A 25,325-nucleotide genomic window follows, 5' to 3' on the forward strand; every position below is an offset into this window, starting at 1 on the left:
ACGGTCTGCCGAAATCGCACGGGAACCAGGTCGTAAAATTGCCGGTGCCCCAGATTCGCCAGCTGCCACCGAAGAATGAGGGTTTTTTCGCCTCGATGCTGGCGATGTCGGAGAAGGGGACGCGTCGGTCTTGACCGAACGGGAAATAGTAGTGATGGAAGACGAGTTCTTCGTCGGTGACGTTGATGAAAGGGTCTTGGTAGATGGTTGTCATAGCGATCCACCGTCGCCTGGCTGCGGCGGACTGGCGAATTAAATCAAGGACGGGCGGCGGGGTCATCTACAAAGGAGGGAAATGTTTGTAATGGGAGGGAAGGGGCGGGAAGGGTGTGTTAATAGTGAGTATTCGCCTCACTAAGAGTGTAGCAAGTCGTTGGGTTTGTGTGCAAGCGCGGTGGTGATTGTCGGGACCGACGTCCCGTCAGGATGGGCGCGGCTGCAGCCGAAGCCGAATAAGACCCGAAACGACAGAGATCCTTCGACAAGCTCAGGATGACAAACACTAGTAGCATGGCCTGTGTTCTTATATCGCAAATCGATAAATGTTCTGGACACGGGCGGGGGAGAAGGGGTATGCTGAGCACATAAACTTTCAACATCCAACGTTTATCGCGCATTCGGAATTATGGAAATACCCCTCACCCTAACCGTTGCCGTATACGACGACGGCGTGTCGTCCGGCTCCGCTGTCCCCCAAGGGGAGAGGGGAACTGGAGATTGCCGCAAACGACAGCGGCGTGTCGTCAGACTCCGCTTTCGGTCGATGGCAAGTGCGCGGTCGGGAGACCGGCGCACAACCAAGCGGCGAGGACGGAAAGACGCAGAGGAACCGCGGTCAGCGCCCGCGGCTACAGGGAACAAAAGACCCCCCCCCTATATGTTTCTGCGAAACGAACCCATTTCAATTTCTATCAATTATCGATGGAAGGATTGTATTGGCAGGGACTTGTGGGTTTTGCAGAGGCGTTTGCAAATGGGTTCGTTCTGGAAAACGAAGCCGTTTCCGGCCTGTTTTGGAGGGGTGGGAAGCGCGGAATAGGACGAATGGGACGCTAACGCTATGGAGAGAATGCCAGTGGGATCACAGGGGACGCCGGCTTGCTTGAAAGGTTCCTGGTGTATTGGGAGATCCTTCGACAAGCTCAGGATGACAGAATAGAAAACGGAGGATTCGATGAAGATACAGTTGATTGTGGTGGTTGTTTTGGCGGTGACGAATCTTGGTGTTTTGGCGGAGTCGAATTCGGTTCCGGCGAGCCCGGGCGTTGTCATCAGCGGGAAGGAGATTACGGGGCAGGAGAAGGATGACATCCTGTCGAACCTGGGCGGGGTGGGGATTGCGATTAAGCCGGTTGCGGACGGAGTTGAGGTTAGGAAGGTGTTTCCGGAGACACCGGCCTGTGCGGCGGGGATGAAGGCGGGGGATATTGTGACGCAGATTGATTCGACACCCACCAAAGGACTGAAGTTGCAGGAGGTGGTGGATCGGATGCGTGGGGCGGTGGGGTCGGAGGTGGAGTTGGTTGTGTCGCGGCCGGGCCAGGCGGCGCCGATGACGTTGAAGTTGGTGCGGCGGACGCTTTCGGTTCCCAAGGCCGGCGCGAGTTGTGAATGAGTGGGAGGGAATGATGAGGGAAGCGAACACGCCGCGTGGGGGCACGCGGCCTACAACGGGGAGTCGGCGCGCCTCATAGAGGCGCGGCTACACCAAAGCGCCGTTTACAATGGCTTGGATTGTGAGTAATGATTAACCACTTATGAAATCACATGAGCTTTTGCGGGAGGTTTTTCAGACGCATAATCCGAAGGAGATCGCGGAGGCGATGGGGTTGTCGGTCTCGATGGTGTACAAGTGGGCGGAGGCGCCGGAGCAGGGGAGTGGGGCGACGAATCCGTTGGACCGGATGGCGGGGTTGGTGGAGTCGACGGGGGATGTGCGGATCGTGGAGTGGATCTGTACGCGGGTGGATGGGTTTTTCATCAAGAATCCGAAGGTGGGGCGGATGAAGTCGTATGCGGTGGTGCCGGCGACGAACCGGGTGGTGCAGGAGTTCGCGGAGATGCTGTCGGTGATCGCAAATGCGGCGGTGGATAACGATATTTCGCGGGATGAGGCGGAGCGGATTCGGTCGCGGTGGGAGGATTTGAAGTCGGTGACGGAGGGGTTTGTGCGGGGTTGTGAAGAGGGGAATTTCCAGGCGATTCATAACCATGGGAAGGCATGAGATGAGTGATCTTTTAGGGGAATTGCATGTGGATCGGATCGATTGGGCGGCGTGGAAGCCGACGGAGTATGCGAACCTGTGTTTCGTGATGCGGGATGGGCAGATTTTGTTGATTCGGAAGAAGCGGGGGTTGGGGGCGGGGAAGATTAATGGGCCGGGGGGGCGGTTGGAGAAGGGGGAGACGGCGCTTGATTCGGCGATCCGCGAGACGCAGGAGGAGGTGGGGGTGACGCCGACTGGGCTGGAACAGATCGGGGAGTTATTTTTTCAGTTTCTTGATGGCTATAAACTGCATGTCGCAGTTTTCGCTGCTAGTGGTTGCGAAGGCAGGCTTTGTGAGACTTCCGAGGCGACGCCGATTTGGACGGATGTGGGGAAGATTCCATATAATGAGATGTGGGAGGACGACGCGCACTGGTTACCGTTGTTGCTGAGGCGGAAGAAGTTTCGCGGGCATTTTGTGTTTGATGGCGAGAAATTATTGAATCATCGACTGACGGGCTAGATAGCATTGTGGCGTGGTAACCGATATGGCTACATGGGTTACCGCAGAGTTGAGACTGTATAACATGCTGATTATGTGTATGTTGCATGGATTGATATCGATAAACGCCATAAAATAGCTTGTTTTCAATTGAACAACTGCTATAAACGCGGTGTCTGAAGCACTAAATAAAATGAAAACCCGTCAAAAGACCATGAAAAAAACACGTCGGTCGTCTCCGTTGCGCCGTTTGGTGCGGGTGGCACGCCCCGTTAAGGAGCCTACGTTGCTGGAGAAAATCGCGCAAGTGACTGATGAACTGCAGATTCTGCGAAGCCGTCTTGCCAACGCTGGGGATGATTTCCCGACGGTTGGCACGCATCGTATTTCGGCCTTGGAGGCGGAATTGGAGCGCCTTTGGGATCTGCGACGAAAGGAACAGGCCGCCCCTCTTCGCGAAACTGCATTGACGGAAGAAGAGGAGAAGGTGTTGGCGTTCCCGAGCGGCAGCCGTTCGCGCGCTTAGAAGTCTGCAAACGTTTTCGATGAATTCGGACAAGCCGGGTGAGTACTCGCCCGGCTTGCCGCATTTTTAAACCGCAAGGGAGTCTCCGATGGACATAGTGTCCGAATTCTCTTTGCCATGACTGCCGCCCGTCCGTATCCTGAACCCTTCGTCATGGCGACCAAAACCAAAAACATCGCGCGACTTCTCCAGATCATGGCGCGCCTTCGCAGCCCTGGCGGCTGCCCGTGGGACCGCGAGCAGACGCACCAGTCGATCCGCCACAACCTGATTGAGGAATGCTACGAAGCACTCGATGCTTTGGATGCGGGGAATACCGACGCCTTTAAAGATGAACTTGGCGATCTCCTCTTACAGGTCGTCTTCCACGCGCAGATGGCCAGCGAAGATGGCAAGTTCGATTTTGATGCGGTGGCAAAATCCATCAACGATAAACTCGTGCGCCGCCATCCGCATGTCTTCGGCACCACGAAGGCGCGCAACAGCGCAGAGGTCCTCCAACAGTGGGAGACGATCAAGAAATCGGAGAAAAGCGCGACGAGCATCGTACACCTTGAAGACCTACCGAAACATCTGCCCGCTCTCTTGAAAGCCGACAAGGTGCAGCGCAAAGTCGCGCGCGTCGGTTTCGACTGGAAACACGTCAAGGACGTCATTGCCAAGGTTGAAGAGGAATTGCACGAAGTAAAGAACGCCCGCGCGTCAAAGAATCGTAAACACTTCGAAGAAGAAATCGGCGACTTGTTGTTTGCGGTCGTCAATCTCGCTCGTTTTGAGAATCTGCAAGCCGAGGAACTGTTGAACCGCAGCACCGCGAAATTCGTGAAGCGATTTCAGGCAATTGAAAAGGCCGTCCACGCCAGTGGCCGGCGACTGGAAGATTGTACTCTCATGGAACTCGACGCGCTTTGGGAATCGGCGAAAGACAAACGGCGTTCAAGGAAGTCGCGGCGTCCGATTCTTGCACCACGCAAACGTGTTCATGCCGCAGCCGTCCCACGGTAAACACGCGGGACGCGCGCGGTCTTCGTGATGCCGCAGAGCACTTCCCAAGGAATCGTATCTTCCCAGCCGGCCACTTCGCTGGCCGTAATACCCGCGCCGTTTTGCTCGCCGATGAAGACCACTTCATCACCGCACTGCACCTCCGACGTTTGCGTCACGTCCACCATGATCTGGTCCATCGTGACGCGCCCAATCACAGGACAACGCCTTCCGCCCACGAGCACTTCCCCCTTGTTCGATAAATGCCGGCTGAATCCATCCGCATATCCGGCAGTGACCGTGGCGATGCGCATCGATTTCTCAGCGGTGAACGTCTGCCCGTAGCTGATTGTGCGGCCGGCCGCCACGTCTTTCACATATGCAACCCGCGCCTTGAAGGAGAGGAGGGGACGGAATTCGCCCGCGTGCAGTTCCTTCGCGCAAATCCCGTAGAGCAAAAGCCCGGGTCGCACCATGGCCAGCCGGGTTTCGGGAAGCTCCAACGTCGCCGCGGTGTTCGCGGCGTGGAGCAGGGGAATCTCCAGCCCCTGCTTATTCAATTCCTCGACGACCCGGAGAAAAACAACGAGTTGGCGACGCGTTTCGTCCGGGTTCTCATCCGCCGACGGGAAATGCGTGTACAGCGCCTCGATGCGCAGTTGGCGTAGCGCGGCCACCTGCAAGATCTGCTTCGCGGCGTCTTCATGCCAGAAACCGACACGACCCATGCCCGTATCGATTTCGACGTGGACACCAACGTTCCCGCCCTGACGCTTCGCTTCCTCATCAAACAACCGCGCTTCCTCAACCGTCGAAATCGTCGGCGTGATGTCCCGCTCGACCATCGTCGCGACTTCAAATGGCAATGCCGACCCGAAGAACAGGATCGGCCATCCGTTCCCACCGATTTGTCGCAGCACCAACGCTTCGGAAAGATTGGCGACGCCAAACGCGTCCACGCCACATTGCATCAGCGTGCTGCCGATCTGGGCGAGACCATGACCATAGGCGTCGGCCTTGACCACCGCCATCAGTTTCACCTTCGGCCCGATACGCCGGCGGATCGCGGCGACGTTGTGACGCAACGCATCGAGGTCAACCTCCACCCAACACCGATAATACGATTGCGGAATCATTCGCAGCGAGTTTAGCAAAACCGGCTGCCGATGGTCAGCATCCGAATCGACGGACCTTTTAAATCACTCGATCTGACAGGCTTCTTCAAAGCTGAGACGCGGATTGCGCGGATGGAGCTTGCTCGCGTCGCCGTGACCGAGGTTGCAGAGGAAATTCGATTTGACCGTCGTCCCTGCGAAAAACGCCGCGTCCACCTTCGCGTTATCGAAACCGGACATCGGCCCGCAGTCCAGGCCGAGTGAACGTGCTGCCAGCATGAAGTAGGCGCCTTGCAGCGATCCATTGCGTAGCGCGGTGACCTCGAGAACGTTTTCCGGCAAGTCCTTGAACCACGCCTTGGCGTCCACATGCAGGTACAGTTCGGGCAGTTTCTCAAAGAAGTGGACGTCCATGGCGATGATGGCCGTGGCGGGCGCGGCCATGGTCTTGTCCACATTGGCTGGGGCCAGGGCCGGTTTCAACTTCTCCTTCGCCGCCTTCGACTTGACGAAGACCAGCCGCATCGGGCACATGTTGGCGGACGTCGGCCCCATCTTGGCCAGGTCATAGACCTGCGCCAGCAGCGCGTCATCAACCGGTTCGTCCAACCAGTTGCTGTGGGTCCTTGCATTACGGAAGATCAGGTTCAGGCCTTCGTCGTTTAATTTCAACATGTCGAATCTCCTTTGGATAGTTAACACAACCTCGTCACATGACAACACCTTTGATGCACCTCATCAGCCGAATGTTTCTCGCTTTGTCGATTGCGGTCAATCCCCGTCACCCCCACACGATCCGGCGGCGACAACAATTGATTTTGCCGTTGCCGAAATGTGGTATCATCTGGGCCCAAGCCGAAAGCTATAAAGCACTCTCATGATGAAAAGTGAAATTATTCGCATCGGGCAGATAGAAATCAATTTCCTGTTGGAGGCAGCCGATACGAACGGTTCCCTGGCCATGTTTGAATTTACGGTGCCGGTCGGCGCGAGGGTTCCGCTGCCGCATTCGCACACGCATTACGACGAAACCATTTACGGACTTGAAGGCGTGCTCACGTTTACCGTGGATGGAAAACAAATCCCCATTGGCCCGGGTGAATCGTATTTCATCCCACGCGGTGCCGTGCATGGCTTTAATAACCTGAAACAAACCGCTGCCAAAGCGTTGGCGGTAGTCACTCCCGCACTTCTCGGCCCGGAGTTCTTTCGGGAAACTGCGGCAATCGTGAATGCCGGCGGCCCTCCCGATATGGAGAAGCTAAAAGCGGTTATGTCAAAGCACGGGCTCGTTCCCGCTCTACCACCGAGGACGTAGCCTTGGCGGCCTGTCAGTTCATTGCAGGTATGCGCGTCAATCAGCCGTCTTTTTCCTCGCATGTTTTCGCAATGACGTGGCACATTGCCGCCCGTCAGCCGTTCCGATCACATCAACTCAACGAAGGAGACTCCCATGAAATACATGATCTGCTGGAACGAACGTCCCCAAGGCACGCCCATCGAATACGAGAACGCCCAGAAACGCATCCTCGAGGTTTTCCAGCAATGGAAGGCGCCCGCCAATTTCAAGATCGAGTTCTTCGTCGTGCGCGTCGGCGACTGGGGTGGCTACATGTTGGTGGACTGCGATGACCCGTTGACCGTTCACAAGTTCTGCTCAACCCTCCCGTCGTTTGTATTCGAAGCCCGCCCCGTGGTTCCCGTCATGGACGCCGTCCGGGTGGAACTCGAAGCGATCGCCTTCCGCGATGGCCTCAAAGGCAAGTGACCGTTGTAGCCGCGGGCGCTGACCGCGGGCCGTTGTAGGCCGCGTGCCCCCACGCGGCGGGGTCCCGCCTTAAATGTGGCGTGTCCGCCGCAGCCTTGGCGAAGGAGGAAGCGTTAATGTGTTCCATGACCGATTGGGATGAAAAATACCGGAAAGGCGAAGTGTACTGGGACAAGGGCGCGCCGTCGCCCGCAATGAAGCAGTACCTGGAGCGCCATCCGGTGCGGGGGCGGGCGCTGGTGCCGGGCTGCGGCCGCGGACACGAGGTGGCGCTGGCGGCGGAGCACGGGTTGGATGCGACGGGGCTGGACATCGCGCCGACCGCCGTGGCGGAAGCGCAGGAAAAATATCCGCAACTGGCGGAGCGCTTCGTGATGGGGAGTTTATTTGATCCGCCACAGGAAATGCGCGGCGCATTTGATGTGGTGCTGGAACATACCTGCATGAGCGCACTGCCTCCGACAATGCGGGCCGACTACCGACGCGGCATCGATCTGACGCTCCGGCCCGGGGGATTACTGATCGGCGTGTGGTACATCAATCCCGACCTCGATCCCGGTGAGGAAGGCCCTCCGTACCCCTTCAGCGTGCCCGACCTGACCACCCTCTTTGCCGACGGCTACGAAATCGTGGATGATTACGTGCCCGATGTGGCCTTCGCCGGGCGCGAAGGCCGTGAGCGCGTGCGCGTCCTGCGGCGTGTGGGGTGATGAGGCAGAGGGGGACGAATGTCAAAAGTCTGTGACTGACCCCTTCCACGGATGCCGGGAAAAGTGCGGAGAGTCATTGCGCCAGCAAGGAAAGTCATCCCTATGGTTCGGCGGCTGGTTGACAATGACCTCCGTGGTGATACGTTGCGCGAATGAATGACACCGCAGCATAGATGACGGTCGCCATGAATCCCGAACCGATGCACGCCGACCTTATGCCATCGTCTATCCTGTGGGGAGCAGCGAATGACTACTGCAAGACCGCGCGGCTTCTGTACGAGAACCGCGTCACCGCCTATTCCGGCGTGCTGTTCAACCTCATCTGCCAGTCTATCGAATCGGCGCTGAAAGGATTCCTTCGCGCCAAAGGGCGTCGTGTGGAGGATATGAAGCAGAATCTCGGTCACAATCTTGTGAAGGCACTGAAGGTGGCACGCGACGAAGGCATCGAGGACTTCGTCAAGATCGACGCCAATTTCGAGTACCACTTGACGCTCGCCAACGAGTACAACAGGGACAAGGAATTCGAGTATTACGTTGCTGGATTGAAGCCCGATATGCCGAGGGAGATCGTCTTGCTGGAAGGGACGGAACAGTTGGTCAACGGGATAAAAAAGTTCTGCATCAGCAACGTGAATTTGCACCACCACAAGCCGACTGCCTTCAACCCGTATTTGAAGCAGAAGCCAGCCGCTCGCAGTTAATCGGAACGCGCCGACAGGATCACCGGTCGCGCGGAACCGTTTAAGGGGTCAGTCGTTGACTTTTGACATTCAATACCGTGGCAAGCGCGCCGATGTAGTTTTTTGTGCAACTGATACGTCATGATGTGGTTGTCACGGCAACCGAGTTGGACGGAGCCGAGTCTGACGATCAGCCCTCGTTTTTGTTCGCATGTTCTCGCAACGGCGTGGCAGAATCCAGCCCATCAGACCGAAGTCTAACTTGGCGAGAACGAAGGAGGGCAGTTGATGTCCTCCCAAACATGGGCATCGCATTTCCTGCAACAGGTCAGAGGAGTGAACCCATTTGACGGCGACTGCCTGCCAACGCGGGTTTCCCTATTTGGGTTCGGACGACCGACGTTGCCATTTCCCCATCTGTGGAATTACAAGGATCCGATCAAGATTTTTCAGACGTTCTACTGGGACGCCGAGAAGGAAACTGGCTCTGGAAAACATAACCGTTACCTCTACGTAGCAGGCTTGCCGCCGGTATTGTTGACCCGCGAGCCGGCCGTTATCAAAGCCGTGCTCTCCGCCACCGGCGATAAGCCCGGCCAGTTCGACCGGGATACCAGCCCTACCGCGGGAATCGCTCGCGCGACCGGTGAGGATTCGCTGCTGTATTCAAATGGCGCCATCTGGCGGAGGCAGAAAAGGATGTCCGCCGAGCCATTCAGTCGCGCCAATCTGTTTCAACCGGAAAAGTTCCATGGCTTTGAGCAAACCTTCCGCAAGACGGTCGCGAAAAGACTCGAAGCCCTTCGTGCCCACCAGCAGGCCAGTGGCCAGAAAGTGGTCCGCATTGCGCTTGAACCCGAAATCAAGGTCGTGATGCTCGAGATGCTGGTGAACAACTTCTTCGGCAGCCATGTTTCCGACGAGGAGTTGCGCGATCGTTATGTTCCGGCCATCGTCCTCCTGATCGACCACATGATCAGCGACACGGTCGCTCCAACATCTCTGGCGCTCTATGACATGTTCACGGGTCGCAACGCGGTCCTCAAGCAGAAGAGAGCTGACTTCGAAGTCCTGACCGACATCGCGCTTTCCGGGCGCGCTCAAGGTCTCGGCTTATGGAACCAATTCAAGTCCGACGCCACGGATGACGCGCTCCGCAGCAACATCCGCGTATTCCTTGCCGGCGCCATGGAAGCCACGACCTCGTTCGCGGCTTGGACGCTATCGCATTTGGCGCACGCACCTGAGTTCCAAGAGCAGATCTATCAGGAAGTGAAAGACATGAACGTTTACGACCCCGATAATCTGGCCAGCGCCGCGACCCTCAACCGCGTGCTGGAGGAAACGCTGCGCCTGACCCCGGCACTCTATTTTCTCCCGCGCCGGGCCACGGTGGATACCTGGATCGAGACCGCTGACCACCGCAAGATGTTTATGCCAAAAGGAACCCAGCTCCGCCTCGATGTGTGGCATGCAAACCGGTGCGAGGAGTTTTGGGGAAAAACGGTGACTGGATATCCTGCTGAAACATTTGCCCCCGAGCGATGGGAGTTTCTTGCCAGGAAAGGAATCACCTCAAAGGAGATGCTTCACTTTGGATTCGGGCATGGACCGCGTTTCTGTCCGGGAAGATACCTGGGACTACTGGAGGTCGGGCTTGTCGTCGGTGCTGTTGTGAAGACGTTCAAATTCACGGCGGTTGGTGAACGAACGCAGGCGAAATCGGGTGTATCAACGAAACCTGCCGACGGTGTGTTAGTCGACTTGGAACTCAGGACGTGAAGGCTCCCGCCGCAAGTTATCGTGAGCAAGCCATCAAAAGTTTATGCGGCCACGACTTCAGCTGCATTGTCACTGCTATTCATGGTCGTCTATGGTGGTTGCAGTTGGATTACCGCCCACCGCTCTGACGTTGGAACTTGGTATTACTCATGGGAGAGCTTCATCCCGTTTGTGCCGCTGATGATTATTCCCTATATGTCCATTTTCTTTTTCTTTGTCGGCGGGCCGTTCTTGTGCCAAAGCCCGAACGAATTAGGCGTGTTGGCTCAGCGAATTACATTGGCAATCCTTGTTGCAGGCGCGTGCTTCTTGCTAATACCCCTGCGGTTATCGGCTGCGCGTCCACAACCCAGCGAATGGACCGGTGCAATTTTTAGATTTCTACACATCTTCGACCAGCCGTATAATTTGTTTCCTTCGCTGCACATTGCTTTTCGCACCATTCTCGCTGATCTCTACGCAAAACACACAAAAGGTGTCATCCGTTTGGCATCTCACGTGTGGTTTAGTTTGATCGGTTTTTCAACGTTGCTGACCTACCAACATCATTTCGTTGATATAGTCGGCGGATTTGTACTCGCCGCGATTTGTTTTTATTTCTTCCGTGAAGAAAACAGAGGGGTCAGGGTTTGACTCTTGACCCTTTTGCCGTACTTCGTGGAATTCGTGACGCTACTTCCACTCGGTCTTCGTCCCAGAGGATCCGAGTGGGGGAGCCGTGTTCCAATTCTGTGATGGCGGGGACTGCCACGGATCGGACGAAGCTTTCACGGCCGGAGTGAGGGCATTCGTGGTTGCTTCCCACGCGGAGGCGGGCGTCGCGTTTGACTTGTCCCAAGATGAAGATTGGACCGAGCTGATGGGCAAGGGCTGGTTGAGATTGGGCGTTTGGACAGTATTGGTTTCGACCGGCGCGGGCTGCGAGACACCGGGCTTGCTCGGCTGAGGCGTTGACAGTTCCCGCGGCGACACGGCAATCGCGTTCTGCGATGGGGTCTGCACGGTGGACGGTTCGACGACCGTCAGCGTAGGGGAGACAGCCGGCTTTTGCGGTGCCGGCGGGACAACCTTCCGCGGATCACCCTGTTGGGCAAACGTCGGGGATGCGAAGCCCAAGCTCGCAGCGGTGATGGCTAGTGTAACAATACGTTTCATTCGACACGTAGAACGGGCGTCCCGCCCTTTTTCCGATACCAAATGAACGGGCGAGACGCCCGTTCTACTTTTCAATTCGCGCTGGCGGTTTTCGGTGCCGCGTTCGTTGCCGCAAACGCCGCCGCTTTGCTCCATCCATCGGCCAGCGAGAACTCGACGTACGGGCGATCGGACGCACGCACATTTTCTTTGCGGTTCGCCACCCAAATCCTGTCGGCAGTCAGATCGTAAATCACGGTTTGCAGGTTGGACTTCATCGCAATCTGCTTGGCCAGCTCCTGAATACCGCTGACGTCAATCTTCCCCTGCATCTCACCGACGAGCTTCTCCTGTTTGTCCTGATAGTGCCCGCCGTACACGATGTCGTGGAACTGCGGCATGGTCTGGCCATCGACCTGCAACTCCTCGTGTTCGTTGGCGTGATTGACAAGACACCGCTGGGCCGAGGTCACCAAGCCAATCGGGTCGTTGTGCTTGTCGCCGAGGAAATACACATAAGAATTGGTCCGTCGCGTCGCGCGAATGATCGCGGCGCCATCTTCGGCCGTGTCCGCATAGCGCAGCACGTTTTTCAACATGAACGGCATCGGCGTGCCCGCGAGCGTTTCTCCCGGCGGATTGCCAAAACCCATCTCACTCAGCGCGACACCCTTCGCGTTCACGCCGGAAACCGCGCCGACGAAACCGATCCAGCCGATCGTGGCGTACGCGTTCGCGTTTTCGGTTGTCGGTTGATAGACCGTGATCAACGGGCGGCGCTGGAGATTGAAATTCGCGCCGTAATCGAGGATGCGCAGTTGATAAACGTGCCCGTCCTGCGTGGCGCCGCCTTTGGCCACGAGCCCGCTGCAACTCGTCTCGCCGACATCGGGAAGCGCGTGCATTCGATGGATGACGTCGATGGGAATGCCGCTTCCTGCCGCGAGCCCTTCCATCTCTTCGAGGTCTTCCTTCGGCGCATAACGCGCCATCATCTTCCAGGCGCGGTCGAGAAATTCATTAACAATCTGGTCCTTATCGCGCGGTGAGATTGCCTTCGAATTGCGCAGTATCTTCGGCAGCAATTTGCCCGCACCCACCTGCACGTCCTTGATCGTTTCACGGACCTGCGCGCCGAGCAGCAAGCCGTGTTCGTACCCCATCTCGTACGGCGTACCTGTGACGTACAACACCGTAATGCGGTTGTCGTCGTCCCCGACGTATTCAAGATGCCCCGTGTGGGTGACAGTGCGATCTACCGGCGGATCGGAGAGGATCTTTTCGACCTTGGGATTCTTCATCACCAGGGTCTTGGCAACCGACGCGCAGCCCAGCGCGAACAAGGCACACGCGCCCGTTGCCACCCAACAGCGAATCTTCCTTAGGTCGGACATTCTCTTAACCCGTCTAGACACAATTTACCCCATTTTTGCTGAATCGCCAGTGGACTTGGACGTTTGAGCTACCAGTGATAGTCAACACCGCCCAGAGACGGGGCGCTTCTTTGCCAGATATTTGACTGGTCGGCCGGCGAGTTCGTTGAGGATGAGATCGCAACGTCGGGGGTTGCCGCATTCGTGAGCGAAGCCCGTGACGGTGGAGGCGCGATAGAAGCCAGTCTCTCTTGCGGACCCGCAGGTCCAGACTGCATCGATCTTAAGAGCAAACCGTGCGTGGTTGGAGGTAACGTTGGCTGCGGACGCCAAGCCGGGGCCACCGGCCCGGATTGAACGTCGGTTGCCGACGGGATATTAATCTGGGCGGGTTTGGGAACCGTCACTTCCGGAAGAGCCGGCTCCGGCACCACCGTTGCCGTGGCCGCTGTTGGCGCATTTGTCAGCGCCGATGCCTCCCGAATTGTAAGGGGCGGGGAGGGGAAAGTGGGATCAGTCTCGTCCTGTCCTCCAAAAACAGAACCGGCGAAGTTGGCGACGAGCCAAGCTCCCGCAAGTAGTCGTGTCGGCGTCACTGGTTCTTGGCAACCTACTGGAGAAGACTGTTTTTGTCTAGTTTTGGGGCTACACTGGCTGCGCCGCTTGACTTGTGAAAGCGTTTCGATAAGAATCCGCATTGCGAACCCGACACCATAATGAGCATCTGGAAAGTCGCTCTTTTATCCGCACTGATCCTCACCGCCTTGTGGCTGCTGGCGCCATCCCGTTCCGCAAGGGCCCCCGAGCCAGGCGTCGTAGAAATCAGTTTTTCGGCCCGGGGCGGCGGTCCTGTCGCCGATGCGCTCGATGATGCCATCCGCGTGTTCGAGGAGGAAAGCGACCAGGCCCACGCGAAAGACCCTTCCAAGCCCCGTTACCGTCTCGTCAGCGGCCAGGGCGCTTCGCGGCCGCAGACCGAAGACCCGACTCGCTTCCTCGTGAGCGTCGCGGGTGGTATGCCGCCCGACGTGATCGTCTTCGACCGCTACGCCGTCACGGAATGGGCCGCGCGCGGCGCCTTTTACCCGTTGGATGAATTCGTGGCGAAAGACGCCGCCAGCGGACGGCCCGACGCGATTCGTGCCGAGGATTTTTACGACTCGTGCTGGGACGAAGTGGTCTACCACGACCCGCTCACGGGCCAGCGGGGTTTGTACGGTATTCCTGAGAAGGTGGACAACCGCACGCTGTTCTACAACAAGGACCTGCTCAAGCGAGCGGGTTACGTTGACGCGAAAGGGGAGGGACGTCCACCAAAAACGTGGGAAGAGCTTGAGCAAATGGCCATCAAGCTCACCGAACACGACGCGCAAGGCCACATCACGCGCCTGGGCTTTGCGCCAAACTACGGTAACTCCTGGCTTTACATCTACGCCTGGATGAACGGCGGGCGATTCATGAGTCCCGACGGCAAGCGGTGCACGTTGAACGATCCGAAGATCGTCGAGGCGCTCACCTGGATGAGCAGGCTCGACGATGACCTGGGCGGCGCGGAAAAAGTGAACGCCTTTCAATCGACGTTCCAAGCAGGCGACCTCGATCCATTCATCACCGGCAAGGTCGCCATGAAAATCGACGGCTTCTGGCAGATCACCGACAACGTCGCCCAGTTCGGGCGCAACTTGAATTACGGCATGGCGCGTCCGCCAATCCCCGCCAGTCAACTCGCCGCCGGCAGCAAAGTGTGTTCATGGGTCAGCGGCTGGTGCTATTCGATCCCTTCGACCGCAAAGAACAAAGAAGGCGCTTGGGAACTCATTCGTTTCCTCGTGAGCCAGCGAGCCCAGGAAATCATGGCCGAAAGCCAGCGGCTATCAATGGTCAGCCAGGGCCGCGTCTTCGTCCCGACCCAAAACGCGAACAGGAAGATCAACGCCTGGCTCTTCGACAAGTACGTCGTCAATGAGCGCGGGATGGACCCCAAAGTCGGGGCGGCGGTGCAGGTCTTTAACGATTTGCTGGAAGGCCAGCCATATCGACCGGTGACGCCCGTGGGCCAGTTGCTGTGGAACCAACAACGAGACCGCACCGAGGACGCGCTATACCATAAACTGACGCCGCAAGCGGCGTTGGACTACGGCACGCGCGTCGTGCAGCACGAACTTGACCGCGTCCTCAGCCCGCCACGCGGCGTCCTCATCAATTGGAATGTGTTTTTTATTTTGTACGGCGCGCTTCTAATCGGAGCGGCCGTCGGCATCTATTGCTGGGATACCAAGGCGGACTTTCGCCGGCGGATCGGGAACACCTTGCGGGTGGTGGGTGGAGGCGCACTGGCAAAGCGCAGCGGCGACGTCGAAGGCGTGCAAAGCGCTTATTTTCGTTCGCAGTGGAAGGGCGGGTGGCTCTGCGCCTTGCCGTGGATTGTTGGCTTCATCGTCTTCACCGGCGGGCCGATTCTGTTTTCGATTGTTATCAGCTTTTGTGATTACGACATTTTGCACCCGGCCCGGATGATCGGCTTCAATAATTACGGCTGGCTGCTCACGAAAGACCCGTTGTTTTGGAAGGCGATAGGGAACACTCTCTACATGTTCATCGGGATTCCGCTGGGCATGGCGTTGGGCTTGGGGATCGCCTTGTTGCTCAACCTGAAAGTGCGCGGGGTGGCCGTGTGGCGAACGTTCTTCTACCTGCCTTCGATTGTGCCGATTGTGGCGTCGAGCATTTTGTGGATTTGGATTTTCACGCCGAACGGTGGCTTGCTCAACAACGTGCTGTCCTCCGTCGGCATCCATGGCCCAAACTGGCTGCAGGACGAGAGTACCAGCAAGCCCGCGCTGATTTTGATGGGTTTGTGGGGCGCGGGCGGCGGCATGATCATCTGGCTTGCGGGACTGAAAAGCATTAGCGAGAGCTACTATGAAGCCGCATCGCTCGATGGAGCGAGTGTCTGGCAACAGTTTCTTCACATCACGCTGCCGCTGATGTCGCCGTACATTTTCTTCAATCTCATCATGGGCATGATTGGCACCATCCAGATTTTTGTGCAGGCCTACATCATGACCCAGGGCGGACCTGTGAACTCGACATTGTACTATACCTACCAGTTGTTCAATTGCGCATTTCGCTACCTGCAAATGGGCTACGCCGCTGCGATGGCCTGGGTGCTGTTCATCCTCGTGTTCGGGTTGACGCTCCTTCAGCTAAAGCTCCAGGACCGCTGGGTTTATTACGAGGAAGGATGAACGAGACCGTCGCGCAAACACGCAGTTCGGGTTACTACCGCTTCGTCGAGTTCTGCCGACGCGTTTGGGTCTACGTGCTGCTGGTCGTCGGAACGATCATTTTTGCGTGGCCGTTTCTTTGGATGGCCACCACCTCGGTCAAAGTGGATCGGGAGATGTTTGTTGAGCAAATGCACGTGTGGCCGCAACGACCGATCCCGCAGATCAAATCGCCTTACATTGACACGCGGTATTATGAGGATTTGGCAGGGAAGCACCTGGAAGAGTTGTTGCCCGTGCTGGAAACGCACCTGCAGAAGACGGACTACCCCTGGCCGCCAGAGATCGATCGCGCCGTGGCCATCAAGCAGGTGGCGCGCGGTGCATTCCAGAAGTTGCAGACCACGATGCCCGTGACGATCTGGGATTCTAACGCACTCGTCGCCGAGGCAACCCAGCGCGTCGATGCTGCCATGGTGACCGATGTTCTGGGGCAGATTCGCCGCGCGCTGCTGATCGGCCAGTTGCGCGCACGCTCATACGATCTGCAGGAGGACCAGCTCATCGCCCCTGACAAAGTTTCCGCCGGGTGGCAGGTCGGTGGGACCGGTGAAGCGAAGCTCGTGCAGGTAGAGGACAAGAACGAGCCGCATGCCGAACTCCGCTACGACTTCACACACGGCGACAAGGTGACGCTGTCGCAAACGTTCCAGACGAGTTACCCCATCGCCCGTCTTTATCGCCTGCAGTTGTACCTCCGCAACGACGACACTTGGCATCCCCTCACGGTGTACATCGAGAAGCTCGGGAAGAGATATCAGGCCGAACAGACCTACGACCTGGCCGATTTTACCAGTTGGAGCGTCGGCACGTGGCAGGAACCGGGCCCGGATGACAAGACGAACAAAATTCGCACGTGGAAGTTATTGCGAGAAATCGGCCCGAGCCCGGTGACCGGCCCAAACGAGATCAAGGTGACGATTGAAATTGACCGGAATACGCAAGCCGGTGCCTGGGGTTCGAAGATGCTCCGCAACTACAAGCTGGCCCTTCAGCATATGCCGTTCTGGCGCTACATGGCGACGAGCCTGTTCATTGTGATCCTCAATGTCTGCGGCACGCTGCTGAGTTCTTCGCTTGTGGCCTACAGTTTCGCGCGGTTGCAATGGCCGGGCCGCAACTTCTGTTTCGCGCTGATGCTGGGGACGATGATGGTGCCGATGCAGGTGACGATGATTCCTCTGTTCCTCATCGTCCGCGCTCTCGGTTGGTACAATACCCTGTATCCACTGTGGATCATCAGTTTTTTCGGCGGCGCGTTCAACGTCTTTTTGCTCCGTCAATTCCTGAGGGGCATCCCGCGCGACCTGGAAGATGCGTCCAAAATCGACGGCTGCGGCTTCTGGCGTGTGTACTGGCACATCATGCTGCCGCTGGTCAAGCCGACGCTCGCGGCGATTTCGATTTTCACGTTCATGGCCAGTTGGAACGAGTTTATGGCCCCGCTGATTTACCTCCAGGACCAGCGCCTCTATCCGCTCGCGTTGGGCCTATTCGCTTTCAACGTGGAAGCGGGCATAACCACCAGCATGCTCATGGCCGCTTCGCTCCTCATGATCCTCCCCGTCATCATCATCTTCTTCTTCGCCCAAAAATACTTCATCCAGGGTGTTACGCTTACCGGCATGAAAGGGTGAGCCGGCTCCGCGACCTCGTTGCGCCGGCGCTATTCCTCGTTTCCCCCGCCGTAACCGAAGAGTTTGCCGGATTTGATGAGTTGGGCGACTGAGGGAGGGACCATGGTTTCCCACGATGGGTCGCCGCTGCGGATGTTTTTCAACAAATCGCTGTAATGGATCTTCAGATAGTCCTTGTTGACGCCCTGCAGATCCTCGATGAGATGGTTGACCAATAAATAATCGTGCAGAGGCGCCAGGTCGGCGGGGACGGGCATGTTAGCGACCGTTATGAGTTTGCCGTTTTCCTCTTTCGGATACACGTAAAGCTTTACAGGTCCATTGTAAAGCCGGCCCAGGGCGGATAGGACCCCACCCGGCAGAGTCGCGTAATAGCGCGGGTCGATTAATTCCTGCACGGTCGGCATGCCGACGGCGATACCAATGGAGCTGCTCGTGGTGCGGCGCAGGTAATCGACCAAATGATAAAACTCCTGGTGGCTGGTGACCAGGACGGTGTGTCCGATGGTGCCCATGGCATCGACACGCGCCAGAAAGTCGATCGGCTGCACCTTCACGTTTTGCAGCAGGTTGCGCATCGTGATCTCCATCAGCACGACCGCGTTCTTGTTTTCGGGCGAATCGGCCATGAACTGGCGGCGGGAACATTCGAGCAGGTCAACGTGCAGGTTGTTCACCGGCCGGAACGTGCCGCGCTCGACCAGCACGGGCTTCTTGTAAAGTACTTCCGACGCCTGGACCACCTCGCCGTCGGTGGTGAACATCACCGCCTCCGTCAGTCCCTGCTCCACCAATTGCAGGCTCATGAGCCGATTGTCCACATTGGCGAAACCGGGTCCCGAAAACTTGATCATGTCAACATCGATACGACTCTTGCTGAGCTGGTCGAAGAGGGAAGTAATGAGCAGGCGGGGATTCTCATGCTGGAACAGCGCACCATAAATCAGGTTGACCCCGATAATGCCGAGCGCTTCCTGCTCGCGCACATTTTCCTCGTCGAGCAAACGGACGTGGATCAGGACTTCCGACGGCTCGGCGCGTGGCGCGGCCTGGAATTTGATGCCGAGCCAGCCGTTAGAATCATCGCGGTGCGTGAAGCTGCGGGCTGCGACCGTATCGGCGAACACGAAGAAATTGGTCTTGTCGCCACGGTCGGCGTTGAGACGCTCCAACAGCAGATTGTACTCATAATCGAGCATTTGCTGGAGTCGTTTCCGGCTGACGTAACGCTCGGCGGGACCGTAGATGGCGTCGCTGACCGTTTTGTCATAGGCGGAGATTGTCTTGGCGACCGTTCCCGCTGCGCCCCCGACACGAAAAAACCAGCGGCCCACCTCCTGGCCCGCGCCGATCTCGGCGAACGTGCCGTATTTCGTGGCGTCCAGATTGATATGGAGGGCCTTTTGGCCGGTTTCTTTTATTTCGTACTCGTCCATTCTCGGCATAAGCGTTTCTCGATAATTCGATTAAATCTTAACACAATTTCTCAAACTGTTTTATATTCTGTCGCGCGCAGGTAAATGGGTTCCAACTCTTCGTCGCCGCGATCTCCCTGGTCGTGAAACTGGTGGTACGCCAGCCACCCCACCGCCGCTGCGCTGGGGAAAACAGGCGTTTCGCAAATCGTCGCGAATCCGCCGAAGAGCGTCGTGATATCGTCCTTGTATCGCTCAATCTCGGAGCTGACAAACCAAATCGGATGGTGGATTTCATCGGCGACAGCCACGAGCGTGGCAATCTGGCATTGTTTCGCGCAACGACCCTGCTGATCGTACAACGCAAAATAGATCTCGTCCCGCCGCGCATCGCCCAGGACACAGAGTTGGGGACAATCCCGTGGCAGCTGCGGCAACGCGGTCAACGCCAGCGCGTCAAAACTGTTCGTGCCCTGGATCGGTAGTTTGCGAGGAAGGGCGAGCCCCTTGGTGGCAGCGATGCCGACCCGGATTCCGGTGAACGATCCAGGACCAAGTCCCACGGCGAGCAGGCCAATATCATCAACATTGAGTTGGTTCCCCGCCAGAAGTCGCCCGGCCGCGTCGAAAAGATTCTGGCCCGGCTGGGTGCGGTCAAAGGTTGCCTCTGCGAGCGGTGTGTCATCACGCAAGAGTGCGACCGCACCGCGCGGCGTCGAAGTATCAATAGCCAGGGTGATCATGCGACTTCAATGCGGCGCGTGGTTTCACCCAGCGATTCCATATGGATTCGGATTGTGTGCGGCGGCAACAACGGCGCAATCCTCTCCGCCCATTCGACCACCGTGACACCCGGGCCACCCAGGTAATCTTCAATGCCGACTGCCAGCGCCTGCAGGACGCTGTCGAGGCGATAGAGATCGATGTGAAATAGCGGCAACCGACCGTCGTTGTATTCATGGATCAGCGTGAACGTGGGGCTGGTTACGTCCACGGTGATGCCGAGCCCGCGCGCGATGCCTTTGACGAGCGCGGTCTTGCCGGCGCCGAGTTCACCGGACAAGGCGATGACGTCGCCTTGCTGAAGTTCCCGGGCCAGTCGCCCGCCAAACTCCAGGGTTTCTTCAAGGCTGCGCGTTTCAACTCGTTGCGAAGTGATCATAACCAACCGATTTCAAGGGTCTGCGAGATCCATCCATTGCAATCAATGTAACTGGCTGACGCGAGCGAACCACGCGGCCAATTTCCATCAACTCAAGGTCAAACTTGCGCGGCCATTTTTGGCGGAGCGTCGTAACCTGGCGCGGGTCGATGGTAAAGAGCAACTCGAAATCCTCGCCGTCATGGAGCGCCGCCGCCAGGCTTCCGCGGGCGGCACGAGCGATGGGGATTTCCGCCGCATGGATTTCAAATCCAATACCGGGCCGGCTCGCTTCGACCAGCCGTTGTAGGTCGCTGGACAGGCCATCGCTGAGATCGATCATGGCATGCACCGGGAAGTTGCCGACCAGCCAGCGCGCCTCGTTGATGCGCGGCGTAAATGTGAGGTGCTTACCGCGTCGCGAGCCGCCGAGCGCGCCGGTCACGAATATCGAATCGCCGACCTTGGCCCCGCTCCGCGGCGTCATTCGCGAGCGTTCGACTTCTCCGATGAGCGCTACCACCACGAACTGCTCGTGCTTCACGTGCGTTGTGTCGCCGCCGACGATTTGACAGCCGAACTTCCGGGCTGCGGCTTGCAGTCCCGCATACAACTCTTTCACCCAGTGCGCGCGCATATTCCGCCGCAAGCCGATGCTGACTACAGCCCAAACCGGGACTCCGCCCATCGCGGCGATGTCGCTGAGGTTGCGAGCCATAGCCTTCCAGCCGACCCGGCAGGGCGGATCGGTTCGTTGATAATGGACGCCTTCCACGACCGGGTCGCAGGTGTAGAGCAGATACTTGTCGGAGTGGCCACCCCGCAGCACCGCGCAGTCATCGCCAATCCCGACTACCACGGAACCTCGCGCCGGACCGATAACGCCTCGCAATTCGTGAATCAAACCGAATTCGCCGAGGTCATGAACGCGGGTTTTTTCTTTCGGTGTGGGCTTCATGAGTGAGAGCGAACGTACAAGAGCATTCCCACATTGGTGGCGTTGAACAGCGCGTGCATGGTGATCGGGGCCAGCAGGGAACCGGTGAATTCGTAAGACAACCCCAGCCCGACCGCCAGGGCAAAGAGCGGTCCCAACGACGGTACATGAAGATGAATCGCCGCGAACACAGCCGACACCAGCGTGAGGGCCCTCCAGGCTCCCCAACGTTGTTTGAGGGCGGGGTAGGCGAAGCCGCGAAAGATAAACTCCTCAAACACCGGTGCGATGGTGATGGCAAAGGCGACGATGACGGCGACCACGAGGGTGGAGTCGGAAGTGGCCAGCAGGTCGGCAACGTCCTGCGGCGTATCCTTGATGCCGAAGACGTGACAAAGCTTCGCACAAACTGGAAAGACGACGGCAAGTGGAGGGAGCACCGCCAGGAAGAAAATGGCACCAGAACCGATGGCGTGCAATGCCGGCTTGCGCCGCAGGCCGATGGCTTGCTGCCAATCCACGCCGCGCCGGCGAAAGAACGCGACGAAGCCAAACAAGAAGACCACACGCAATAACATGTCAAGTATCAGGAGCCACGGGATGGCATCCTCCTGGTCCATATGCGCGAGCTTGAATACCCCCAAAGCCGTCCCTTCCGCCGCGACCCACGCGATAACCAGCGCACCGGCGGCGAATAACAAGTCATGCACACCCCAGGGTTTTGGTTCGATTTTGAGGAACGTTTCGTCCCCAGCCGGCTCGCGAATGGCCAAGGATCGCGTGAGGCGAAACAACAAGTAGAGGTCGCAAATCAGCCCCAGGGAAAGCAGGACTGCGCCCGCGGTGACGACCACCGGATTGCTCCCGAGTATTTCCTTGTCCGGGAGGTCACCCAGGCCCACGGCAGTCGCGAGGATGCCCATGGATTGCGGGAAAAGATTGAGTAAAAAGGACATGTTCGCTGTCAATATGCGTGGAAATCTTCAACCGGAGGCTGGTCAAATGCAACTTCTTTTAAGGTAGGGAACACGCAGAGTAACGCTTGTCAGAAGGGGCGTGCTCGCGTAAGATGACCGCCGTACCTTGGTTCAACGAACAACGGAGAGATTGAAATCACCATGAAACGAGAATTCCTGGCAGCAGTGTTATGGGCAGTGGCGATGATCGGCGGCGCCCGCGCGGAAGGGACGAACGCCCCGGGGACCAATACCCCGTCAGCCGCCGCGACGGCGCCCGCGCCGAAACTTCAGTTCGAAAAAACTGTCTATGACTTCGGAACGACCTCCCTGGTCGACTCCATCACAGGAACCTTTACGTTCCAGAATACGGGCGCGGGAGACCTGAAGATTGAGAAGCCACAGCCATCCTGCGGCTGCACGGTTGCCAGCGTGAAGCCGGATTCCCTCAAGCCGGGGGAGAAGGGCGAGCTGGTCTTCACCGTCCGCGTCAGTGGCCAGCGGGGTGCGCTCGAGAAACACATTACCGTCCCCTCCAACGACCCACAGGCGCCGAAAACGAGTTTGTCGATCAAGGTCGAAATGAAACAGATTCTCGATATTACGCCCCAGAGTGTCCAACTGGGTAACCTTCGGCAGGGGACGATCACGAACGTGACCGTGCGGGTCCGTCGCACGGACGGCAAGAAGCTCGTCATCAGCAAAGCCGAGCCGAGCAATAAACTCTTGCGTGCCCGTATTGAGCCCGACTCAGGCACAAATGATCAGTCTGCGAATGTCATCATCGAAGTCGAGAACGAAGGGACTCCGCGGCAATTTAACGAGAACGTAAAGTTGTCCCTGGAGGGCATCCCCCTGCCAGCGGCGGTGATCGCCGTTAACGGGCGGCTCCTCGGTGACGTGCTCGTGGATCCGGCAATGTTGTATTGGCCAATCACAGACGCTTCCTCGACGAATTCCGAGGCGTTGCCGTCGCGGGAGATCAAGGTCTCGGGAGCCCGGCCCGATCAACCGCTGGAAATCAAGAATCTGTCGACCAACGTGAAGGACTTGAATCTCGAACTGGTTACGAAAGATGCGGGCAAGACGTACGCGGTCGTTGCCAAGTTCACGCAGATGCCGAAGCAGTCCATGCAGGGTGTCATCAACTTCGAGACAAACACATCGAGCCAACCGAAGGTGGCGGTACCCGTAACGGTCACCGTTCTGAAGAGGTAAGCGGGCAGGCATGCGGCGCACTTTCCAGCGGGCGCTGGCGATGGTGATCGCGGGCGCCGCGCTGGGTCTGGCCGCCAACGCAGTTTCCCCGCGTCGCATTCCGTTGCTCACGCCGCCGCCGGAGCCACCGAAGGCCCAGGACACAGTGTCGCTTAAGGAGGCCGAAGGTTTGTGGAAGAGTGGGGCGGGTTACTTTCTCGACGCCCGCTCCCCGGCCGACTACGGTGCCGGTCACATTGCCGGTGCCATCAGCCTGCCTGTGGAGGATTTTGACGATCACTTCCCGCAAATCGCGCCGATGCTGACGCCAGATGCGCAAATCATCACCTATTGTGACGGTGAAGAGTGCGAATTGAGCAACCGATTGATGGTCCGGCTTCGGGAACTCGGTTATCACAATGTGCGCCATCTCGTTAACGGCTGGACCGTCTGGCACACCGCGGGGCAACTCACGCACACAGGAGGCCAGCCATGAAGTGGATCAATTTGGTCCTGCGGCTCATCCTGGGCGGAATCTTCCTGGCTTCGGCCGTCGCGAAGATCTGGAATGTCCAGGTTAACCACTTCCAGGTAACCCAGTTTTCACACGTTCCGGACCTGAAGCAGTTCGCCGAGGATGTGACCAACTACCATGTGCCACCGCGGGCATTGGCCAATACCGTGGCCATTACGTTGCCATGGATCGAATTGGTTGCTGGCGGGATGCTGATCTGTGGGATCTGGAAACGCGCGAGCGCCCTTGTGATTGCGGCGCTGATGATTGTCTTTCTGGCTGCGATCGGCTGGGCGCTGGCCCACGGCTATGACATTCGTTGCGGCTGCTTCGGCACCGTTGACGCGAGGAAAGTAGGGACCACGGCATTGGCCGAGGACGCCGTGCTCCTCGCAATCGCGCTCTGGTTGGCGTGGCGCTTGGAAGATAAACCGCAACCAGCACCGGAGATTAATCCATGAAGCGACAAATCGTGGCGACAGACGCAGCGCCGAAAGCGGTCGGACCCTATTCCCAAGCTGTCTGGGCGGGAGACTTGCTCTTCTGCGCGGGCCAAATCCCGTTGGAGCCGTCGACTGGTAATATCGTCCCCGGCGGGATTGCCGAGCAAGCGACCCGCGTTCTCGAGAACATCCGTGGTCTCCTGCAATCGCAAGGTTTGGATTTCCGGAACGTGGTGAAGTCGACGGTCTTCCTCAGCGACATGAACAATTTCGCGGCCATGAATGAAGTATATGCCACGTTCTTCACAAAGGAACCACCCGCCCGCTCCACCGTTCAAGTTGCCCGCTTGCCGAAGGACGCCTTGGTGGAGATTGAAGTTGTCGCCGCGAGGTGAGCGATCGGCGACGCGAACGAGATGCCTCTGGTTGGCCCGCGGGTGGTGTTGCGGCAGTGGGTCGATACGGACCTGGCGAACTTCACCGAGATGAACGCCGATGATCGCGTGATGGAATTCTTCCCCAGAAAGTTGACTCCGGAGGAATCGCGGGCGTTTTTTGCCGGATCAAGGAATGCGATTGCGAAGCGCGGTTGGGACTTCTGGGCGGTCGAGATTGGCGGTGAGTTTGCCGGTTTTACCGGTTTGGCCAATCCGCGATTTGAATCCCACTTCACACCGTGTACGGAGATCGGCTGGCGGTTTCGGTCGGAGTTTTGGGGGAAGGGTTACGCGACCGAGGCGGCGCGGCTGGCGTTGTTGTACGCCTTCTCGACGTTGCGGCTCGAGGAGGTCGTTTCGTTCACGGCGGAAGCGAATGTGCGTTCCGCCCGGGTGATGCAGCGGCTGAAAATGACCCACGACCCGAAAGATGACTTTGATCATCCGAGACTTCCCAACGGTCATCGATTGCAGCGCCACGTACTCTACCGGCTCAAAAACGCGCGGGAAACAACCGCCAGGCTGGAACGAGAATTGGGAAGTTTGGGCAGCGAACAGGCGGATCAGTTCGGGTGAG

At 57.9% G+C, this 25,325-nt stretch carries 28 protein-coding genes; 18 read left to right on the top strand and 10 right to left on the bottom strand.

Annotated elements, in window-relative coordinates; translation table 11 throughout:
• Positions 1 to 214: hypothetical protein (locus VNL17_01825; GenBank protein ID HXI82810.1), on the bottom strand; the 214-nt coding region annotated here is incomplete at its 3' end.
• 960 nt (positions 215 to 1,174) lie between these two features.
• Here VNL17_01825 and VNL17_01830 point away from each other — a divergent pair.
• From VNL17_01830 to mazG, 5 genes are all read left to right on the top strand, one after another.
• Positions 1,175 to 1,615 carry a PDZ domain-containing protein gene (locus tag VNL17_01830; protein HXI82811.1) on the top strand — a complete coding sequence of 147 codons (441 nt, stop codon included), beginning with the start codon at positions 1,175 to 1,177 and terminating at the stop codon, positions 1,613 to 1,615.
• A gap of 142 nt (positions 1,616 to 1,757) precedes the next feature.
• The gene (locus VNL17_01835) at positions 1,758 to 2,225 is read left to right on the top strand and encodes a phage regulatory CII family protein (GenBank protein ID HXI82812.1); all 468 of its coding nucleotides are present in this window, start codon (positions 1,758 to 1,760) and stop codon (positions 2,223 to 2,225) included.
• A 1-nt stretch (position 2,226) separates the two neighbouring features.
• A complete protein-coding gene (locus tag VNL17_01840; GenBank protein ID HXI82813.1) occupies positions 2,227 to 2,730 on the top strand; it encodes an 8-oxo-dGTP diphosphatase in 504 nt (167 codons plus the stop codon).
• Positions 2,731 to 2,923: 193 nt separating this feature from the next.
• Complete coding sequence (locus tag VNL17_01845) at positions 2,924 to 3,235, top strand: hypothetical protein (protein HXI82814.1); 312 nt, start codon at positions 2,924 to 2,926, stop codon at positions 3,233 to 3,235.
• Positions 3,236 to 3,352: 117 nt separating this feature from the next.
• Positions 3,353 to 4,240: a nucleoside triphosphate pyrophosphohydrolase gene (gene mazG / locus VNL17_01850; protein HXI82815.1), complete on the top strand. Its 888-nt coding sequence runs from the start codon at positions 3,353 to 3,355 to the stop codon at positions 4,238 to 4,240.
• On the opposite strand, the gene alr is transcribed toward mazG, so the two are convergent.
• Positions 4,216 to 5,355, bottom strand: a complete 1,140-nt coding sequence (alr, locus tag VNL17_01855) for an alanine racemase (GenBank protein HXI82816.1) — start codon at positions 5,353 to 5,355, stop codon at positions 4,216 to 4,218. The genes mazG and alr overlap by 25 nt on opposite strands.
• Positions 5,356 to 5,418: 63 nt before the next feature.
• On the bottom strand, positions 5,419 to 6,009 hold the full coding sequence (locus VNL17_01860) for a malonic semialdehyde reductase (GenBank protein HXI82817.1): 591 nt from the start codon (positions 6,007 to 6,009) through the stop codon (positions 5,419 to 5,421).
• 202 nt (positions 6,010 to 6,211) lie between these two features.
• On the opposite strand from VNL17_01860, the gene VNL17_01865 reads away from it, so the two are divergent.
• From VNL17_01865 to VNL17_01890, 6 genes are all read left to right on the top strand, one after another.
• Positions 6,212 to 6,652: a cupin domain-containing protein gene (locus VNL17_01865; GenBank protein HXI82818.1), complete on the top strand. Its 441-nt coding sequence runs from the start codon at positions 6,212 to 6,214 to the stop codon at positions 6,650 to 6,652.
• Between the two features lie 135 nt (positions 6,653 to 6,787).
• Positions 6,788 to 7,102 carry a DUF3303 family protein gene (locus tag VNL17_01870; GenBank protein HXI82819.1) on the top strand — a complete coding sequence of 105 codons (315 nt, stop codon included), beginning with the start codon at positions 6,788 to 6,790 and terminating at the stop codon, positions 7,100 to 7,102.
• A gap of 116 nt (positions 7,103 to 7,218) precedes the next feature.
• Positions 7,219 to 7,812: a methyltransferase domain-containing protein gene (locus VNL17_01875; protein HXI82820.1), complete on the top strand. Its 594-nt coding sequence runs from the start codon at positions 7,219 to 7,221 to the stop codon at positions 7,810 to 7,812.
• 173 nt (positions 7,813 to 7,985) lie between these two features.
• The gene (locus VNL17_01880) at positions 7,986 to 8,516 is read left to right on the top strand and encodes a hypothetical protein (GenBank protein ID HXI82821.1); all 531 of its coding nucleotides are present in this window, start codon (positions 7,986 to 7,988) and stop codon (positions 8,514 to 8,516) included.
• A 267-nt stretch (positions 8,517 to 8,783) separates the two neighbouring features.
• Positions 8,784 to 10,277, top strand: a complete 1,494-nt coding sequence (locus tag VNL17_01885) for a cytochrome P450 (protein ID HXI82822.1) — start codon at positions 8,784 to 8,786, stop codon at positions 10,275 to 10,277.
• Between the two features lie 21 nt (positions 10,278 to 10,298).
• Positions 10,299 to 10,910 carry a phosphatase PAP2 family protein gene (locus VNL17_01890; GenBank protein ID HXI82823.1) on the top strand — a complete coding sequence of 204 codons (612 nt, stop codon included), beginning with the start codon at positions 10,299 to 10,301 and terminating at the stop codon, positions 10,908 to 10,910.
• Between the two features lie 39 nt (positions 10,911 to 10,949).
• Here the strand turns inward: VNL17_01890 and VNL17_01895 are convergent, their stop codons facing one another.
• Together VNL17_01895 and VNL17_01900 are read right to left on the bottom strand one after the other, a co-directional pair.
• Positions 10,950 to 11,432, bottom strand: coding sequence for a hypothetical protein (locus VNL17_01895; protein ID HXI82824.1), 483 nt, complete (start codon positions 11,430 to 11,432; stop codon positions 10,950 to 10,952).
• A 71-nt stretch (positions 11,433 to 11,503) separates the two neighbouring features.
• The gene (locus tag VNL17_01900) at positions 11,504 to 12,805 is read right to left on the bottom strand and encodes a C45 family peptidase (GenBank protein HXI82825.1); all 1,302 of its coding nucleotides are present in this window, start codon (positions 12,803 to 12,805) and stop codon (positions 11,504 to 11,506) included.
• 695 nt (positions 12,806 to 13,500) lie between these two features.
• On the opposite strand from VNL17_01900, the gene VNL17_01905 reads away from it, so the two are divergent.
• Both VNL17_01905 and VNL17_01910 read left to right on the top strand, forming a co-directional pair.
• Complete coding sequence (locus VNL17_01905) at positions 13,501 to 16,032, top strand: extracellular solute-binding protein (protein HXI82826.1); 2,532 nt, start codon at positions 13,501 to 13,503, stop codon at positions 16,030 to 16,032.
• The gene (locus VNL17_01910) at positions 16,029 to 17,708 is read left to right on the top strand and encodes an ABC transporter permease subunit (protein HXI82827.1); all 1,680 of its coding nucleotides are present in this window, start codon (positions 16,029 to 16,031) and stop codon (positions 17,706 to 17,708) included. Before VNL17_01905 ends, VNL17_01910 begins: the two co-directional genes overlap by 4 nt.
• Positions 17,709 to 17,737: 29 nt before the next feature.
• Here VNL17_01910 and VNL17_01915 read toward each other — a convergent pair whose 3' ends face one another.
• From VNL17_01915 to VNL17_01935, 5 genes are read right to left on the bottom strand one after another with little or no spacing between them, the layout of a single operon-like run.
• Positions 17,738 to 19,153 (bottom strand): TonB-dependent receptor, encoded by a 1,416-nt coding sequence (locus VNL17_01915; protein HXI82828.1) that lies wholly within the window; start codon positions 19,151 to 19,153, stop codon positions 17,738 to 17,740.
• Positions 19,154 to 19,194: 41 nt separating this feature from the next.
• Positions 19,195 to 19,866, bottom strand: a complete 672-nt coding sequence (tsaB, locus tag VNL17_01920; protein HXI82829.1) for a tRNA (adenosine(37)-N6)-threonylcarbamoyltransferase complex dimerization subunit type 1 TsaB — start codon at positions 19,864 to 19,866, stop codon at positions 19,195 to 19,197.
• The gene (gene tsaE, locus VNL17_01925; protein ID HXI82830.1) at positions 19,863 to 20,285 is read right to left on the bottom strand and encodes a tRNA (adenosine(37)-N6)-threonylcarbamoyltransferase complex ATPase subunit type 1 TsaE; all 423 of its coding nucleotides are present in this window, start codon (positions 20,283 to 20,285) and stop codon (positions 19,863 to 19,865) included. The genes tsaB and tsaE overlap by 4 nt, the downstream gene beginning before the upstream one ends.
• Complete coding sequence (gene thiL / locus VNL17_01930) at positions 20,263 to 21,222, bottom strand: thiamine-phosphate kinase (protein ID HXI82831.1); 960 nt, start codon at positions 21,220 to 21,222, stop codon at positions 20,263 to 20,265. The genes tsaE and thiL overlap by 23 nt, the downstream gene beginning before the upstream one ends.
• Positions 21,219 to 22,157: a type II CAAX endopeptidase family protein gene (locus VNL17_01935; GenBank protein ID HXI82832.1), complete on the bottom strand. Its 939-nt coding sequence runs from the start codon at positions 22,155 to 22,157 to the stop codon at positions 21,219 to 21,221. The genes thiL and VNL17_01935 overlap by 4 nt, the downstream gene beginning before the upstream one ends.
• 162 nt (positions 22,158 to 22,319) lie before the next feature.
• Here VNL17_01935 and VNL17_01940 point away from each other — a divergent pair, with 162 nt between their 5' ends.
• Genes VNL17_01940 through VNL17_01960 form a run of 5 tightly spaced genes read left to right on the top strand, consistent with a single transcriptional unit; the run spans position 22,320 to position 25,324 of the window.
• Positions 22,320 to 23,375, top strand: a complete 1,056-nt coding sequence (locus VNL17_01940) for a DUF1573 domain-containing protein (GenBank protein HXI82833.1) — start codon at positions 22,320 to 22,322, stop codon at positions 23,373 to 23,375.
• A gap of 10 nt (positions 23,376 to 23,385) precedes the next feature.
• On the top strand, positions 23,386 to 23,850 hold the full coding sequence (locus VNL17_01945) for a rhodanese-like domain-containing protein (protein ID HXI82834.1): 465 nt from the start codon (positions 23,386 to 23,388) through the stop codon (positions 23,848 to 23,850).
• A complete protein-coding gene (locus VNL17_01950; GenBank protein ID HXI82835.1) occupies positions 23,847 to 24,329 on the top strand; it encodes a MauE/DoxX family redox-associated membrane protein in 483 nt (160 codons plus the stop codon). The genes VNL17_01945 and VNL17_01950 overlap by 4 nt, the downstream gene beginning before the upstream one ends.
• The gene (locus tag VNL17_01955) at positions 24,326 to 24,706 is read left to right on the top strand and encodes a RidA family protein (GenBank protein HXI82836.1); all 381 of its coding nucleotides are present in this window, start codon (positions 24,326 to 24,328) and stop codon (positions 24,704 to 24,706) included. The genes VNL17_01950 and VNL17_01955 overlap by 4 nt, the downstream gene beginning before the upstream one ends.
• Before the next feature lie 21 nt (positions 24,707 to 24,727).
• Entirely contained in the window at positions 24,728 to 25,324 is a 597-nt protein-coding gene (locus VNL17_01960) for a GNAT family N-acetyltransferase (protein HXI82837.1), read from the top strand.
• Position 25,325: the final 1 nt, after the last annotated feature.

The organism is Verrucomicrobiia bacterium (genome assembly GCA_035577545.1).
In the GTDB taxonomy this organism is placed as follows: domain Bacteria; phylum Verrucomicrobiota; class Verrucomicrobiia; order Palsa-1439; family Palsa-1439; genus Palsa-1439.

Excerpts from the sequence above, each read along its gene's own strand:
- VNL17_01830 (HXI82811.1), top strand. The coding sequence starts at position 1,175 with ATGAAGATACAGTTGATTGTGGTGGTTGTTTTGGCGGTGACGAATCTT.
- VNL17_01835 (HXI82812.1), top strand. The coding sequence starts at position 1,758 with ATGAAATCACATGAGCTTTTGCGGGAGGTTTTTCAGACGCATAATCCG.
- VNL17_01840 (HXI82813.1), top strand. The coding sequence starts at position 2,227 with ATGAGTGATCTTTTAGGGGAATTGCATGTGGATCGGATCGATTGGGCG.
- VNL17_01845 (HXI82814.1), top strand. The coding sequence starts at position 2,924 with ATGAAAAAAACACGTCGGTCGTCTCCGTTGCGCCGTTTGGTGCGGGTG.
- mazG (HXI82815.1), top strand. The coding sequence starts at position 3,353 with ATGACTGCCGCCCGTCCGTATCCTGAACCCTTCGTCATGGCGACCAAA.
- alr (HXI82816.1), bottom strand. The coding sequence starts at position 5,355 with ATGATTCCGCAATCGTATTATCGGTGTTGGGTGGAGGTTGACCTCGAT.
- VNL17_01860 (HXI82817.1), bottom strand. The coding sequence starts at position 6,009 with ATGTTGAAATTAAACGACGAAGGCCTGAACCTGATCTTCCGTAATGCA.
- VNL17_01865 (HXI82818.1), top strand. The coding sequence starts at position 6,212 with ATGATGAAAAGTGAAATTATTCGCATCGGGCAGATAGAAATCAATTTC.
- VNL17_01870 (HXI82819.1), top strand. The coding sequence starts at position 6,788 with ATGAAATACATGATCTGCTGGAACGAACGTCCCCAAGGCACGCCCATC.
- VNL17_01875 (HXI82820.1), top strand. The coding sequence starts at position 7,219 with ATGTGTTCCATGACCGATTGGGATGAAAAATACCGGAAAGGCGAAGTG.
- VNL17_01880 (HXI82821.1), top strand. The coding sequence starts at position 7,986 with ATGACGGTCGCCATGAATCCCGAACCGATGCACGCCGACCTTATGCCA.
- VNL17_01885 (HXI82822.1), top strand. The coding sequence starts at position 8,784 with ATGTCCTCCCAAACATGGGCATCGCATTTCCTGCAACAGGTCAGAGGA.
- VNL17_01895 (HXI82824.1), bottom strand. The coding sequence starts at position 11,432 with ATGAAACGTATTGTTACACTAGCCATCACCGCTGCGAGCTTGGGCTTC.
- VNL17_01900 (HXI82825.1), bottom strand. The coding sequence starts at position 12,805 with ATGTCCGACCTAAGGAAGATTCGCTGTTGGGTGGCAACGGGCGCGTGT.
- VNL17_01905 (HXI82826.1), top strand. The coding sequence starts at position 13,501 with ATGAGCATCTGGAAAGTCGCTCTTTTATCCGCACTGATCCTCACCGCC.
- VNL17_01910 (HXI82827.1), top strand. The coding sequence starts at position 16,029 with ATGAACGAGACCGTCGCGCAAACACGCAGTTCGGGTTACTACCGCTTC.
- VNL17_01915 (HXI82828.1), bottom strand. The coding sequence starts at position 19,153 with ATGCCGAGAATGGACGAGTACGAAATAAAAGAAACCGGCCAAAAGGCC.
- tsaB (HXI82829.1), bottom strand. The coding sequence starts at position 19,866 with ATGATCACCCTGGCTATTGATACTTCGACGCCGCGCGGTGCGGTCGCA.
- tsaE (HXI82830.1), bottom strand. The coding sequence starts at position 20,285 with ATGATCACTTCGCAACGAGTTGAAACGCGCAGCCTTGAAGAAACCCTG.
- thiL (HXI82831.1), bottom strand. The coding sequence starts at position 21,222 with ATGAAGCCCACACCGAAAGAAAAAACCCGCGTTCATGACCTCGGCGAA.
- VNL17_01935 (HXI82832.1), bottom strand. The coding sequence starts at position 22,157 with ATGTCCTTTTTACTCAATCTTTTCCCGCAATCCATGGGCATCCTCGCG.
- VNL17_01940 (HXI82833.1), top strand. The coding sequence starts at position 22,320 with ATGAAACGAGAATTCCTGGCAGCAGTGTTATGGGCAGTGGCGATGATC.
- VNL17_01945 (HXI82834.1), top strand. The coding sequence starts at position 23,386 with ATGCGGCGCACTTTCCAGCGGGCGCTGGCGATGGTGATCGCGGGCGCC.
- VNL17_01950 (HXI82835.1), top strand. The coding sequence starts at position 23,847 with ATGAAGTGGATCAATTTGGTCCTGCGGCTCATCCTGGGCGGAATCTTC.
- VNL17_01955 (HXI82836.1), top strand. The coding sequence starts at position 24,326 with ATGAAGCGACAAATCGTGGCGACAGACGCAGCGCCGAAAGCGGTCGGA.
- VNL17_01960 (HXI82837.1), top strand. The coding sequence starts at position 24,728 with ATGCCTCTGGTTGGCCCGCGGGTGGTGTTGCGGCAGTGGGTCGATACG.